Origin of the sequence: Xylella taiwanensis, assembly GCF_013177435.1 — a bacterium.
Taxonomy (GTDB): domain Bacteria; phylum Pseudomonadota; class Gammaproteobacteria; order Xanthomonadales; family Xanthomonadaceae; genus Xylella; species Xylella taiwanensis.
This window is the reverse complement of the sequence record NZ_CP053627.1, coordinates 1,640,122-1,653,538: the sequence shown is the minus strand read 5'-3', so window position 1 is coordinate 1,653,538 and position 13,417 is coordinate 1,640,122. Positions and strand designations below refer to the sequence as shown.

Sequence of the window (13,417 nt, the reverse complement as noted above, 5' to 3'; positions counted from 1 at the left end):
AGGGATGTTGTTGTGTCTTGCAGCGATTCGCATGTGATGGGATGTATGTTCGCAATGCTTCTAAATGTGAATGAGCGCTCTTGGCACGATGAGTAAAACTACTGCAATGCGGATCATTAACGCTGAGCGGCGCTGAGGGAGTCCGGCAACACTGGCAGGAGTCTGCATGTGTCGATGCGGCGTTTGAAGCGCAGGCCGACTTGGCCCATGTTGGCGAACCAGAGATCAGCACGTTGCGCTGTTGACCGATAGAACAGCGCCGCCTGTCGTTGTGTCCCACGCCTGTAGGCGCGAGGTGTGCATAGGTCCAGGGATGTGTGATGTTCTTGATGTTGGCGGATGGCGTCGGCCTGATCTATGTGCCGCTGCAACCACTCGAGTTGCCCAAGCATCGCTGCTCATGCATCACCTGATGATTCAGGTCGTGTCGATGTTCCCTGAGCATGCGGAAGACTAGGAAAAAGCAGTGTTTGCGGGTGATCCGGTGCTACTTGTTATCGAAGGTGTCCTGGTTGTTAAGGGAGTGATGTGTACCTCTTCTGCGGATCCATTGCCTGTATCTGGTCTTGCTCGGTGACAGTCCAGCAGGTTCATTCGGCACAGTGTGGCCGGTAGCGTCTGATGGAGGCGATCTCATTCCCACAGAGGTGTTATCGCGTCACGGGTGTCAGCAGATCATGTGGTTGCCGTCACGCAGCACCTGCCGCATTTTTTCAGAGCAGGATGCTGTTCAGGACGTACCCGATGTTGTTGGGCGTGCATTCCTCGTCTGCTTGAGGCCATCAAGATGTCGGCTCTGAAAGTAGCGCTGGGGTGTGCGAACCGCACAAGGTGGCCTCTCTTTGTGTCAGGACAGCGTTCTGTCACCTTAACCATGCTTTTGAATCAAATGTTTGGTGAGAGGTGATGCTGACTCCGCATCCAGAGTCGGTTGATCTCTCTCGGCTGGGCAAAGGGAAGTGGGTGTTTTAAACGTGTGATTGGCTTGCGCATGTGGGGCGTTATCAGACATGTGCTGGGGTGGCGTGATATCTACTCCGCAGTGTATGGCCGATGCGTCAGTTCCATGCTGAGGTGCGGAGGATCCATCACCGGCCGTGTGATTGGCGCAGTGTTGGCGTCAATCAGAATCCCGTCAATGCAAAGGGTTCAGTGAACCAAGTATCCGATGGATTTAACCACGCGTCGCTATCAAAGCTGGTTGGCGACAGTCTGCAGGCTGACGGTATGTTGATTGCAGCATCGTGATCAGTCATCCGTCATGGTGACATGACGTTCAGCGCGCGGTGGGCGCTGCGGCGACGGGGGGATAGGGATATGGTATCGGAGGACCTGGGACAATCCCGGCACGCCAATGCGCCAGGACTGCACCGATGTGCGCGCCTTGTGCGCGCTGCGGCAGTGATGGCCATTTGCCGTCGTTGTGTTCGCGTGCGCTGATTTCTTGGCGTGCGAACTCGAATGCGGTGCCGAAGTCGTTGGTGCGGTTCATCCCGTCGATGAGCCACGCCTGCCCGAAGTAGGTCGCGTTGGAGGTATTGCCACAGCCAAATGATGATCGGTCGGCGCGTGTCGCGGTGAGCAGCAGCGTATCAGGGGTGTGCAATCGTGCAATGAAACCACCGGAGTAACACGCCGAGATCACCACGACACGGTTGCGGATGCCGGCATCATCCAACGCCTTACGCAGGTCTTTAGGTGTGATGGCATCTTCCTCCTCATTATCTACGTTCACGTATAGCGTGTGCTCTTTGGTGCCATGCGTGGTCAAAAACAGCAGGAGTACGTCTTCACGCGGATCCATCAATTCCCCGATACGTGCCAGCGTTTCGTACAGATTGCCGTAAGTTGCAAGCGGTGCATACGGCTGCTTGCCAAGGTTATCTGGATGGTTGACAAGGACAACGGTACGTCCGGTTGTGCCAAAACGGCGCTCGAATAACTGGCGTAGGTAGAGTGCCTCGTTGCGAAACACGTCCTCGCTGGCGTCGCCGGCGAAACCGACCACGTACAGATCGGTGACCCCCGGGCGCTGCGGATGCAAGGTGGCTAGCGTCCGCTGCAGTTGTGCTTTGTCGACCGGATCATCTGGATCGATATTCTCCAGAATTGTTTCTCGCGTTACTGACATGAGGGAGTGTTGTGCGGCATCGATGTCCTGGTGACAGCCGATGAGCAGCGCCAGCCCGAGTGCGAGCACGAGGTGTGGCAGCCGTGTTGGAGTGGGGGCAGTGCAGAGCAGCATGGGCGCGATAGGGTGAGCAACACCGCAGGTGGAGCCATTAATATGGGATGGCGCGCAAGCGCATCTGTCGTGGTGTGTTGTGAACGTGTTAATCAGAAGAACGCCAATGGCTGCATAGCGCAACACATGGGAAAACAGCCATGCAGAAGCATCTCCAAAAGCGATCCGCGTTGTAGGCGGCATGGATGACTTTTATCGAGTAGCTTCGCAAGTGAGGTGAATTCAGGAATGAAAAACACATCGTGTCATGGCCATTGATGCTTGAAACCTGGGCTGCCATCAGAGAGAAACTCGATCTTATCGCTATGCTTAATATTATTTTGAGAAATGAAGGGTGTGCAGTGACCTTGGACGATATCAAAGACGGCGAAGGCGACAACCTCATGTATGTCGCAGGATACGTTTGAACTGATCTCTGGAGAAGGTAAACCTGCAGTGAAGTCGCAACTTGCGTTGCCTTAGGTTAAGGCGGCGCGTTTCATGGCCGAACGTGGCACATGTGAAGGCATATCACTATGCATGATGGGGCACGTACGTAGATGCTGTTCGATCGCGGTGTGGCCGCGATGGCAACCGAGCACCATGTGCGCGGACGCTAACCCCATCTTTTATAGATACATGATGGGGCAGGTACCGTAGTGGTGCAGCATCCTGTGCCGCTGGATGTCTGGCGCGCGTGTCAATGTAAATGTAGGTGCGTCCACTACGGTCTTGTGGTGTTGCAGCGGTATACCCACCAATGAAGCGGTTTGAACAGTCATGTCAGCTGCATTCTGAACGATGCAGAGCGTTGCGTCGTTGGAACGTGTAGGGATGTGATTGAGCAGCCCGTGCATGTCTGCGTGTGGATCGTTCCTGGACGCGGCGACTGGGACAATGAATGAGGACGCGGAGGTCTTTTGGATGGGATCGATGCAGCGTTTCCAGAGGCTGCTGCCTGTGATTGATTGCATGATTAGGATGCAACAGGCCAGCGGCGCCGTTGTTCTGATGGACGATGTGCTTGGCGATGGCTGATGCGCGGTGAGATTGAAATGGCTGCAGCGGGGTAGCGCTACACGTGTTGCCTAATGCAAGTGCAGATCCGCTCCCACGACGGTGGTTGCGGATTGATGTGCGGGGATGACGGCATCGCTGTGACCGCAATGAGCCCGTTTAGAAGGGCAGTTGTGCGAAGCTTTCCAGATGCATGTGGCGTCCGGCGTCTTTGGCGTTGCGTGGCGTCGGATAATCTTCACGGCGGTCGATCAACACCGTCTTCATTCCGGCATATGCGGCGGCGTCTAATTCTGCGATCACATCGGATAGAAACAGGATCCCGGCGGGCGCGATGCCAATGTGTTTGGCAATGCGCTGGTAGCTGGTGTGCTCGCGCTTGCCGCCAGTCTCGGTATCGAACCATCCTGAAAATAATCCACTCAGGTCACCGGCATTGCTGTGGCTGAAGAATAGCTGCTGCGCTGGTACTGAGCCGGACGAATACACGTACAGCGGCACTTTGGCCGCGTGCCAGGCACGCAGGCGTTCGGCGGCATCCGGGTAGATGGGCGCGGTGAAATCGGCCTTCTGGTAACCCGAGGCCCAGATCATGCCTTGCAGTGCTTTGAGTGCGGTGTGCTTACGATCCTCGTCAATCCATGACTGCAAGGTTGTCACCAAAGCGTCTTCTGAGATCTCTTGGCCACTGTCATGGATGACCTGATTCAGCCAGTGCTTCACGTCCGGGTGTCCACGATGCTCGTGGATAAAATCGGGAAGTGCGCGGCGGGCGTACGCAAACAACACATCCTTGACGAAAGAGATACTGCTTGTGGTCCCTTCGATGTCCGTGACAATCGCGTGTGGCATGTCCATTGTCAGAGGACTCGTTGGCCGTTTTCAGGTACATAGCGCGGGAATTGCTGCGCTATGGTGCTGCCGGTGAAATGTCCAATCCAGCCGTCTGGTTCGGTAAAGAAGCGGATGGCGACGAAATACGGTGCGGCGCCCATGTCGAACCAGTGCAGAGTGCCATCGGGGATGGCGATCAGGTCATTCTTGACGCATTCGATTTCGTAGACGTTGCCGTCCGTGTGCACTGTGAATAACCCTGAACCAGCGACGAAGAAGCGGACTTCATCTTCTTTGTGAAAATGTTCATCCAGGAATTTGGCGCGCATCGCTTCACGCTTGGGGTCGTCTGGGGCAATGCTGACCACGTCCACAGTCTTGAAGCCATACTTGGCAATCAGCCGGTCGATATCGTCACGGTAGGCGGCCATCACCTGCTCTGGAGTGGCACCAGGTTCAATCGGCTGAGCGGCTTGCCAGCGTTCGAAGGTGATGCCGATGTTGCTCAGCTCTGCGGCGATCTGTGCCTCTTCATTGCTGACAAAGAACGGGGTCTCGGGGATTTGGTCGTGGAAGATGCGTAGCCGGCTCATGTTGAAGGGTGGTTCCATAGACAAGTAAGTGGGACTCAAAGATGTCCACGTAATTTCAGCAGATCCAGCTCGCAGTGCAGCAGAAATTCGAATGCTTCCAAGTGGCGGCGCGCGGTGGCGAGGGTACGGCCCCAGGTGTACATCCCGTGTCCGTCGATCAGATACCCCCACATCCGTTGCTTGTCTAAGAGTGCGTCAACCTGGGCCGCAAGGACGTTCATGTTTTGGGTGTTGGAGAATACGGGCACATCCAATGTGGTCTCGTGGGTGGTGTAACCCTCGAAAGCCTTGAGCAGTTCGTAATCTTGCAGACAGATGTGGCCAGCTCCGGCGTACAGACGTGAGGCGACGGTTTGAGTCAACGAGTGGGTATGCAATACACAGCCGATTTCAGGGAAACGCCGGTACAGTTGGGTGTGTAACAGCGTCTCTGCCGAGGGGGAGTGCTGCTGTCCAACAGCGTTGCCGTCCAAGTCGACGACCATGATGTCCTCTGCCACTAAGCATTTCTTATCGCGGCCTGACACGGTGATTGCAACGTGATGTTCGTCCAGGCGGTGCGAGAAATTGCTGCTGGTGGCCGGTGTCCACCCAGCATGAGCGAGTTCACGGATGGTGCCGATCAACAGATGCGCTAACTCGCACAGATGGGTGGCAGCGTAGGGGAGCGGTGGTGTTGAGGCGGTGCTCATCGCCTCATTCTAGCGTCCTGTGTCTGGTCATGCTGTTTTATCGACGCAACTTGCTGTGGCGATAGCCGTAACCGCAGTACAGCCCAAAGCCAATGGCCGTCCACACGCTCATCAGCATCCAGTTATGCATGGTCATTGCTGACAATAAGGTGATGCAGCTGAGTACACCGGCGGAGCAAAACAGCCAGGCGGCTGGCATCCGGAACGGACGCGGCAGGTTTGGTCGAGTACGGCGCAGAATCAACACGCCGGCACAGACGGCGGCAAAGGCAATCAGGGTTCCCATTGAAGTGAGCTCGCCGAGTACATCCAGTGGGAACAGCGCCGCCAGCAAGGCGATACCGATACCGGTGATCACCGTGTTGATGTGCGGGGTGTGGTGCCGGGCGTGGATCCTAGTGAATACCGGTGGCAACAGGCCGTCGCGGGCCATGATCATAAAGATGCGTGGTTGGCCGATGAGCATCACCAGCACCACCGAGGACAATCCCACGAGTGCACCGATCTCGATCACTACGCGCAGCCAACTCAGTTGTGGGTGCGCGGTGACGGCGGTGACCACGGGCTCGTCTGTGCCGAGTTGCGTGTAGGGCACCAAGCCCGTCATGACAGCGGCCATCATGATGTACAGCACAGTGCAGATCAGCAACGCGCCCATCATGCTGATAGGAAGATCGCGTTGTGGACGCTGCGATTCCTGCGCGGTGACCGACACCGCTTCGAAGCCGATGTAGGCGAAAAACACCATCGCCGCGCCATGCAGCACACCGTCCCATCCGTACTTGCCCGGCCCCTGGTTGGCAGGGATGAACGGTTGCCAGTAACCAGGATCCACGTATTTCCAGCCGGCAATGATGATCAGGAGGATGAGGGCGCTCTTGAGTGCGACCATAGCGATATTCATCTTCGAAGACTTGCGGATGCCGAAGTAGCACACCCAAGTCAGCAACAGCACGATGGCGGCGGCTGGCAGATTGGCGATGGCACCGGTGGGGTGCAGGGTACCGTTGAGTGGCGCATTGACCAGTGACGCGGGCAGATGGATGTCCAGATGCTGTAGCAGGCTGAGGAAGTAACCGGTCCAGCTGACGGCGACCGCGGCGGCGGAAACCCCGTATTCCAACACCAGCATCCAGCCGATGAACCAGGCAGCCAATTCACCGAAAGTGGCGTAGGTGTAGGTGTAGGCGCTCCCAGAGACCGGCACCATTGCCGCGAATTCGGCATACGCGAGCGCACAGAATGCGCAGCAGACCGCCGCGAGTGCGAACGACAGCATAATGGCTGGCCCAGCGTGATTGGCTGCCGCCTGGCCAGTAATGACGAAAATACCGCCGCCGATCACCGCGCCAATCCCTAGTGCAGTCAAACCCCAGACTCCGAGTGCGCGTTGCAGGCCGAGCTCAGCGGCGGTGTCCTGATTGGCTTCAGAGAGTTTCGTGGCCCAGAGCTGCTTAAACATAGAGAGTCAGGACATGCAAAAGTGAAATGTAAAGAGGCCGGCGCTTGGCCGGCCTCCTGAGGTGTGATCGTTTAGGCGCCACGTCGTAATTTGCTGTGGTGATAGCTGTATGCGAAATACATCACCAAGCCGAGCACCGTCCAACCGACCATCAGCGGCCAGTGCTCGGTGAACGGCTGCCAGAACAGGTATAGACAGGCGGCTGCGCCTGTTGGGGCAATCACGGCGTAAGCGGGTACCCGGAAGGGGCGTGGCAGGTCCGGGCGGGTACGGCGCAGCACCACGATGCCGATGCAGACCGTGGCGAACGCCAGCAGCGTGCCCATCGAGACCAGATCGCCAAGCAAGCTGATGGGGAACAGCCCGGCTAAAACGGCGGCGCAGACACCGACGATAACCGTGCCTATGTGAGGCGTCTGGAATTTCGGGTGCACTTTGGACAGCAGCTTGGGCAACAGGCCATCCTGCGACATCGTGTAGAAAATCCGCGGTTGTGCCATCAGCATCATCAGCATGGTGGAGCTCAGGCCCGCAATGGCACCGATTTCGACGACATGCTTGAGCCATGCCAGTGTCGGGTAGGCTTCCAGAGCGGTGGCGACGGGTTTGGGCGTGTCCAACTGCGGGTAGGGCAGCAGGCCGGTGAGGACACCGGAGAAGAAGATATAGATCACGGTGCAGATGGCCAGCGAGCCGAGGATGCCGATGGGCATGTCACGCTGCGGGTTCTTCGCTTCACCAGCGGTGGTAGACACTGCATCGAAGCCAATGTAGGAGAAAAACACGACGGCGGCACCGCGGATCACCCCCTCGATACCGTACTTGCCCGATTCCACGTTGGCCGGGATAAAGGGCACCCAGTTGTCCGGGTTCACGTAGCGCGCCGCAAAGCCGATGAACAGCACGATGACGCTGACTTTGATCGCAACGGTGATGGAGTTGACGAAGGCCGATTGAGTGATGCCGACGTAGCACAGTCCACTGATGGCGGCCACGATAGCGACTGCCGGCAGATTGATCAGGCCACCGCTATAAATCAGGCGGCCATCAATCACATCCAGTGGCGCGCTCGATAGCGAGGCCGGCAGCCCATAACCGAAGCTACTCAGGAAGCTGTTGAGATAACCGGACCAGCCGACCGCGACGGTGGAGGCAGAGAACATATATTCCAGGACCAGGTTCCAACCGATGAACCAAGCAGTGAATTCGCCGAGCGTCGCGTAGGCGTAGGAGTAAGCCGAACCGGATACCGGCAGCATGGCCGAGAACTCCGCATAGCACAGACCAGCTAAGGCGCAGGCAATGCCGGCCAGGATGTAGCTCAGTACCACGGCTGGCCCGGCGTATTCGGCAGCAGCGTGTCCGCTAAGCACAAAAATACCGGCACCAATCACGGCGCCGATGCCGAGCATTACTAACTGCCGTGCGGTCAGCGATCGTTTGAGTGTCGTTTCGCTGTGGAGTGCACCTGCGGCTGGTTGGCCGGTCCCTGGGTGACTTGCCGGCGCGATTGGTTTGACGATGAATAAATGTTTCTTGAGCATGCGACGTTCCCCTCCCCCTAGATAGATAGTCGCTGAGTCATAAAGTGAATCGATGGATGTGCAGCAAATGTTGTGTAACGTTATCCCTGTGCCAATAGCGTAACGCCTACCTTGCCAATAGGCGTGGAACAACACAAGCGGTATTGCACGTCAATCGTGTGATGCCAGCGGATTGAGCTCCTGACTTGCAGGATTGGTGCATATGCCTATGCCGCACGAAAATGAGGCGGAATTGGGGTGCTATGCGGAAGGGATTGGCCAGACACGATGTTGCGAGCCATTCGGGATCCGTCATCATCCGCTGAATGTTGTGGCGCCGCATGGGTGCGGTGCTGCAATCGAATGCGGCGTTGCCGATGCAAAGCTTCGCGAAGTGGTTGCCATAGCGAGCAGTTTAAAAGTGTCAGCTCCCGCTGCCGGGAGACCTGCCGTGAATAGGGTGGTCAAGTGTCTGGGGCTGGTTCAGTACAGCAGGCGGGTGCGCAGCGTGCTTGGAATCTGTGTCAAGGCATCCTTCAGTGCATTGGCCTGTGTTTCGCTGGCGTCGCTATCGATGACCACATAGCCCAACTTGGCATCGGTACGCAGGAACTGACCATCGATATTGACGTTGTGGCGCGAAAACAGCTCGTTGATATGCGACAGCACCCCAGGCACGTTACGGTGAATATGCAGCAAGCGCATGCTGCCAGCATGCTCCGGCAGGGTGACCTCGGGGAAGTTCACGGCTGACAGGGTGCTGCCGTTGTCGCTGTAACGGATCAGCTTGGCTGCAACTTCAATGCCGATGTTGTCCTGTGCTTCCAGCGTGCTGCCCCCGATATGCGGCGTCAGGATCACGTTGTCGTGTGCGGTCAATGGCGAGATGAACGGATCACTATTACCCTTGGGTTCGCTTGGGAACACGTCCACTGCCGCGCCGCCGAGATGGCCGGACCGCAGCGCTGCATCCAATGCATCGATGACGACGACGGTACCACGCGAGGCATTGATCAGATGTGCGCCTGGCTTCATCCGTGCCAGTTGAGCACTGCCAATCATGTGCTTGGTCGCCGTGGTTTCCGGCACATGCAGCGTGACTACGTCAGCGCTGGTGAGTAATTCATCCAGGTTTGCGGCGGGGCGTGCGTTGCCCAGAGAAAGCTTGGACTCGATGTCGTAAAAAATCACGCGCATCCCCAGCGCTTCGGCCAGCACACCGACTTGGGTACCGATGTGACCGTATCCGACGATACCCAGTACCTTGCCACGCGCTTCATGGCTGTGGGTGGCGGATTTGGACCAGCCCCCACGATGGCATTCGGCATTTTTCTGCGGGATCCCGCGCAGCAGCAAAATGGCTTCGGCAATGATCAGCTCGGCCACACTGCGGGTATTGGAGTATGGAGCGTTGAAGACGGGGATGCCGCTCAGTTCCGCCGTATCCAGGTCGACTTGATTGGTTCCGATGCAGAAGCAGCCTATTGCGATGAGCCGCTTGGCGTGGGCCAGTACTTCTGCACTGAGGTGGGTGCGCGAACGGATGCCGATGATGTGGGCTTCGGCAATGTCTGCTTTGAGTTCGTCTTCCGGCAGCGATGTTGTATGGAGCTTGATGTGTGAATAGCCCGCTGCGCGGAGTGTTTCGACGGCGGTGTGGCTGATCCCTTCCAGTAGCAGTATCCGGATGTCTGGTTTGGGAAAGGAGGTTTGCTTCGGCGGCATAACGGGACACAGGGCAGTGCAACGGAACGGCGACTATGCCAGATGATTCACTGTGTTTGGGGAGATTGTGCAGATGATGTGCTGGCAGCGTGTCAGGTGAATCCACCGCGTGGTGCTGGACGGGCGCTGGTACGGCTGGCAGGCTGCGGAATCCTCTTTAATAGTTCTGCGCGTGTGATCCGATGAATGATTCCCGCCTCGCTGCGTTGCAGCAGTCCGTCCCAGGGCTGCGTCTGAAAACCGATCCTGCCGATCTGCAACACTATGGCCGCGATTGGACGCGGCGTTTCACACCAGCACCGTTAGCCATCGCACTCCCTGGCAGTGTCGAGGAGATACAGGCGATTGTGCGTTGGGCCAACGCTGCAGAGGTTGCGATCGTGCCCTCGGGTGGGCGCACCGGACTATCCGGTGGTGCGGTAGCGGCCAATGGCGAACTGGTACTGAGCCTGGAGCGGATGCACAAAATGCTGGTGTTCGATCCCCTGGATCGCACCATGATCGTGCAGGCTGGCATGCCCTTGGAGGCGGTGCAGGTGGCGGCGCGCCAGCAGGGGCTCCAGTATCCGGTGGACTTTGCCGCGCGCGGCTCATGCTCGATCGGCGGCACGATTGCGACCAATGCCGGTGGCATTCGCGTGGTTCGGTACGGCAATACCCGAGCGTGGATCGCGGGGCTCAAGGTCGTGACCGGCACCGGTGAATTGCTGGAGTTGAATCATGCGCTGGTCAAGAATTCCAGTGGCTATGACTTCCGTCATCTGATGATCGGTTCGGAAGGCACCTTGGGCATTGTGGTTGAGGCGACACTGCGCCTCACCGATCCACCGCCGCCAAGCAAAGTGATGTTGCTGGCATTGCCCTCGTTTGAGGTGTTGATGCACGTGTTTGCCGCGTTTCGTGGGCAATTACCGCTTGAAGCGTTCGAGTTTTTTACTGATCGTGCCATGCGCCATGTTTTGGCGCATGGCGCCCAAGCACCGTTCGAGCGCCTCTATCCGTATTACGTGGTGACAGAGTTCGCCTGCGGCGATGCGGTGCAGGAAGCGGCCGCACTGACGGTGTTCGAGACCTGCATGGAGCGAGACTGGGCGTTGGACGGGGTGATCAGCCAGAGTGAAGCGCAGGCGACACAGTTATGGCGCCTGCGCGAAGGCATCACCGAGAGCGTCGCGCGTTATACACCGTACAAAAACGATATTGCGGTGCGAATTGCCGCGATGCCGGCGTTTCTGGAACAGGCACAGGCGCTGCTGAGTCAGTCCTATCCAGAGTTCGAGGTCCTTTGGTTTGGCCATATTGGCGACGGCAACATACACATTAACGTTCTCAAGCCGGATACATTAGCCCAGGTCGATTTCATCGCAACGTGCGAGCAGGTGACCGCGCTGCTCGCTGATCTGTTGCAGCGTTTCCGCGGCAGTATCTCGGCAGAGCATGGCATCGGCCTGATCAAAAAACCCTACCTCGGCAGCACTCGCAGCGCGGCTGAGATTGCATTGATGCGTGAGGTCAAGCGTGCCTTCGATCCCAAGTGGCTATTGAATCCAGGAAAATTGTTCGATGCGTGAACAGCCAAGTCAGCGTCCGTGGTTCAATGAGAGCCAAACAACGGCGGTGCCTGGCTGGCACCAGAAACCCGGGCTGGTGGTGTGTTGCAACGCGTGGTGATCCTTCCCGATGGTGTTTAAGGGGGGCTGACAGCAACGCGGTTCAGCCGGCACGGCCGCCAAACGTGCCCGTCGTGGTATTGACCAGGATACGTTCGCCTGTGGTGATGTACTCCGGCACCATAATCTCGATGCCCGTCATGAGCTTCGCCGGTTTGGGGCGTTTGGTGGCCGTGCCTCCCTTCAGTTCCGGAGGCGTCTCGATCACCTCAAGAACCACATGTTGCGGTAACTGCAATGCGACCGGCACTGCATCAATGATCTGGACGTAGCACCCGGAAAGCCCCTCGCTGATATAGCCGGCCTGATCACCGATGGCTTCGAGGCCCAGTGTGTACAAGGTGTAATCCTCATCGTCTAGGAACACGAAGGACTCCCCGTCCTTGTACGAGAAACTGGCCTGGCGGCGCAGCAATTCCACCTCGGTCAGCGTATCTTCGGCATCGAAACTGGCGTCTAACTTGGTACCGCCGGGGACGCTATACATGATGAAGCGGAAGCGGACATTACCACCCCGTCCCTGTGGTGAACTGCGTTGGATATCTCTAATCTGGTAGGTGGCATTGTTGTACTCGACAATACTGCCTTTTTTGATGTCGCTGACTTTCATGGAATCACGTGTCGGTGGTGGATGTGGTGTCGCAGGTAGATCACGTTCTGCAAGGTAGTGTGGTTGTATGCGCTGCAAGAGAGGCGTACTGCATGATGTGATCGAGCCAAGTGTTGCCGACGTCAGGCAGAGGTCGAAACCTGTTTAAGTGGCCTGCTATCCGGAAAATCGTCATCACCCTGAGCGCTGTGCTGGCCACTTAATCTGTCTAGTCTCTTGCCTTCCTACAGACGGTGATCGGCGCCGTAGTGCATGTTGGTCGTCATTGATAGGAGCGTTGCGTTGCATCGTGCCGACCGCGCTCTGAGCGACATCGCATTGCTCAAACAAACGGATAGGCCATCATGCCGACCGTTCAGTACCACGCATGATGGCCGTTCTTCTTCGATATTCCAAATACGTGAAATGCAAAAAACCTTTCACGCCCGTCTCTGAACATGACTTCCTTGAACTGGCTGCAGAACAAGAGCCTCCCATTGAGATGCGATTGGCAGCGTTAACAACGTCTTATTCAAAAAAACGGGTGCTTTAAATGGATGCTGAATCAGATGGGAATCAAACAAAACGCCTTCTGCAAGCGCCTTGCAAAATAACCAAACTGCCGTTCATTCCTTTGCCTTATTGCGCCGCATGAGCTGCAAAATGTTTTCTTGATGCTTCAGCATCCCTTGACATGCCTTGATGGCAGCCACGGATGCTTGCTCCTTGCCCGGCTCTGCGAGTGCATTCATGTGGATGAGCCCAGCTTCACGTTTGGGGTCCGTCAGAGATTTCCAATGCGTGTTACTGACTGTGTTCCCCGTCGCGACATAGTGTTGTGAAGCTAGCACCCACATCGCCGCCGTTTCGGCCTCATTTGCCTTGTTATGGAATTGCTCAGCGTTGGAAGATTTTCCAGCGATCTTTTCTAGGTTGGCCATCCAGTCCCAGACACCAGCACAGTTTGCAAGCATCATCGCAGACTCCTCAGCTTGGCTTTCAGTGATACCCACAGGCGGGCTCTTCGCTGGCCCGGCGGCCAATGCAACGGCCAAAAAGATTGCACTCATCTATCACCCTATGTATTC

The 13,417-nt window shown here is 57.0% G+C and carries 13 protein-coding genes; 3 read left to right on the top strand and 10 right to left on the bottom strand.

Annotated features, from left to right (window positions below; genetic code table 11):
* Positions 1–116 precede the first annotated feature (116 nt).
* Together PLS229_RS07260 and PLS229_RS07255 are read right to left on the bottom strand one after the other, a co-directional pair.
* Positions 117–392 (bottom strand): hypothetical protein, encoded by a 276-nt coding sequence (locus tag PLS229_RS07260; RefSeq protein WP_038271193.1) that lies wholly within the window; start codon positions 390–392, stop codon positions 117–119.
* 884 nt (positions 393–1,276) lie between these two features.
* Positions 1,277–2,245 (bottom strand): C13 family peptidase, encoded by a 969-nt coding sequence (locus PLS229_RS07255; RefSeq protein ID WP_081755435.1) that lies wholly within the window; start codon positions 2,243–2,245, stop codon positions 1,277–1,279.
* 242 nt (positions 2,246–2,487) lie between these two features.
* Between PLS229_RS07255 and PLS229_RS07250 the strand changes: the two genes are divergently transcribed.
* The gene (locus PLS229_RS07250) at positions 2,488–2,652 is read left to right on the top strand and encodes a hypothetical protein (RefSeq protein ID WP_160199356.1); all 165 of its coding nucleotides are present in this window, start codon (positions 2,488–2,490) and stop codon (positions 2,650–2,652) included.
* 427 nt (positions 2,653–3,079) lie between these two features.
* Positions 3,080–3,262 (top strand): hypothetical protein, encoded by a 183-nt coding sequence (locus PLS229_RS07245; RefSeq protein WP_038271196.1) that lies wholly within the window; start codon positions 3,080–3,082, stop codon positions 3,260–3,262.
* 138 nt (positions 3,263–3,400) lie between these two features.
* Here PLS229_RS07245 and mtnC read toward each other — a convergent pair whose 3' ends face one another.
* The 6 genes from mtnC to serA form a co-directional block, all read right to left on the bottom strand.
* On the bottom strand, positions 3,401–4,099 hold the full coding sequence (gene mtnC, locus PLS229_RS07240; RefSeq protein WP_038271197.1) for an acireductone synthase: 699 nt from the start codon (positions 4,097–4,099) through the stop codon (positions 3,401–3,403).
* A gap of 2 nt (positions 4,100–4,101) precedes the next feature.
* Positions 4,102–4,668, bottom strand: coding sequence for a 1,2-dihydroxy-3-keto-5-methylthiopentene dioxygenase (locus tag PLS229_RS07235; RefSeq protein WP_038271198.1), 567 nt, complete (start codon positions 4,666–4,668; stop codon positions 4,102–4,104).
* A gap of 35 nt (positions 4,669–4,703) precedes the next feature.
* A complete protein-coding gene (locus PLS229_RS07230; protein ID WP_038271199.1) occupies positions 4,704–5,360 on the bottom strand; it encodes a methylthioribulose 1-phosphate dehydratase in 657 nt (218 codons plus the stop codon).
* 37 nt (positions 5,361–5,397) lie between these two features.
* Entirely contained in the window at positions 5,398–6,822 is a 1,425-nt protein-coding gene (locus PLS229_RS07225; RefSeq protein WP_038271200.1) for an amino acid permease, read from the bottom strand.
* 71 nt (positions 6,823–6,893) lie between these two features.
* Positions 6,894–8,366, bottom strand: a complete 1,473-nt coding sequence (locus PLS229_RS07220) for an amino acid permease (RefSeq protein WP_038271201.1) — start codon at positions 8,364–8,366, stop codon at positions 6,894–6,896.
* Between the two features lie 462 nt (positions 8,367–8,828).
* Positions 8,829–10,070, bottom strand: a complete 1,242-nt coding sequence (serA, locus tag PLS229_RS07215; RefSeq protein WP_038271202.1) for a phosphoglycerate dehydrogenase — start codon at positions 10,068–10,070, stop codon at positions 8,829–8,831.
* 182 nt (positions 10,071–10,252) lie between these two features.
* On the opposite strand from serA, the gene PLS229_RS07210 reads away from it, so the two are divergent.
* A complete protein-coding gene (locus PLS229_RS07210) occupies positions 10,253–11,641 on the top strand; it encodes an FAD-binding oxidoreductase (RefSeq protein WP_038271203.1) in 1,389 nt (462 codons plus the stop codon).
* Between the two features lie 142 nt (positions 11,642–11,783).
* Here PLS229_RS07210 and yeiP read toward each other — a convergent pair whose 3' ends face one another.
* Positions 11,784–12,350: an elongation factor P-like protein YeiP gene (yeiP, locus tag PLS229_RS07205; RefSeq protein WP_114867220.1), complete on the bottom strand. Its 567-nt coding sequence runs from the start codon at positions 12,348–12,350 to the stop codon at positions 11,784–11,786.
* A gap of 605 nt (positions 12,351–12,955) precedes the next feature.
* On the bottom strand, positions 12,956–13,399 hold the full coding sequence (locus PLS229_RS07200; RefSeq protein ID WP_038271205.1) for a hypothetical protein: 444 nt from the start codon (positions 13,397–13,399) through the stop codon (positions 12,956–12,958).
* Positions 13,400–13,417 lie beyond the last annotated feature (18 nt).

What these genes read in the sequence shown, in the direction of transcription:
- serA (WP_038271202.1), bottom strand. Translation starts at nt 10,070, where the DNA reads ATGCCGCCGAAGCAAACCTCCTTTCCCAAACCAGACATCCGGATACTG.
- PLS229_RS07230 (WP_038271199.1), bottom strand. Translation starts at nt 5,360, where the DNA reads ATGAGCACCGCCTCAACACCACCGCTCCCCTACGCTGCCACCCATCTG.
- PLS229_RS07245 (WP_038271196.1), top strand. Translation starts at nt 3,080, where the DNA reads ATGTCTGCGTGTGGATCGTTCCTGGACGCGGCGACTGGGACAATGAAT.
- PLS229_RS07225 (WP_038271200.1), bottom strand. Translation starts at nt 6,822, where the DNA reads ATGTTTAAGCAGCTCTGGGCCACGAAACTCTCTGAAGCCAATCAGGAC.
- PLS229_RS07200 (WP_038271205.1), bottom strand. Translation starts at nt 13,399, where the DNA reads ATGAGTGCAATCTTTTTGGCCGTTGCATTGGCCGCCGGGCCAGCGAAG.
- PLS229_RS07255 (WP_081755435.1), bottom strand. Translation starts at nt 2,245, where the DNA reads ATGCTGCTCTGCACTGCCCCCACTCCAACACGGCTGCCACACCTCGTG.
- PLS229_RS07260 (WP_038271193.1), bottom strand. Translation starts at nt 392, where the DNA reads ATGCTTGGGCAACTCGAGTGGTTGCAGCGGCACATAGATCAGGCCGAC.
- PLS229_RS07235 (WP_038271198.1), bottom strand. Translation starts at nt 4,668, where the DNA reads ATGAGCCGGCTACGCATCTTCCACGACCAAATCCCCGAGACCCCGTTC.
- PLS229_RS07220 (WP_038271201.1), bottom strand. Translation starts at nt 8,366, where the DNA reads ATGCTCAAGAAACATTTATTCATCGTCAAACCAATCGCGCCGGCAAGT.
- mtnC (WP_038271197.1), bottom strand. Translation starts at nt 4,099, where the DNA reads ATGGACATGCCACACGCGATTGTCACGGACATCGAAGGGACCACAAGC.
- yeiP (WP_114867220.1), bottom strand. Translation starts at nt 12,350, where the DNA reads ATGAAAGTCAGCGACATCAAAAAAGGCAGTATTGTCGAGTACAACAAT.
- PLS229_RS07210 (WP_038271203.1), top strand. Translation starts at nt 10,253, where the DNA reads ATGAATGATTCCCGCCTCGCTGCGTTGCAGCAGTCCGTCCCAGGGCTG.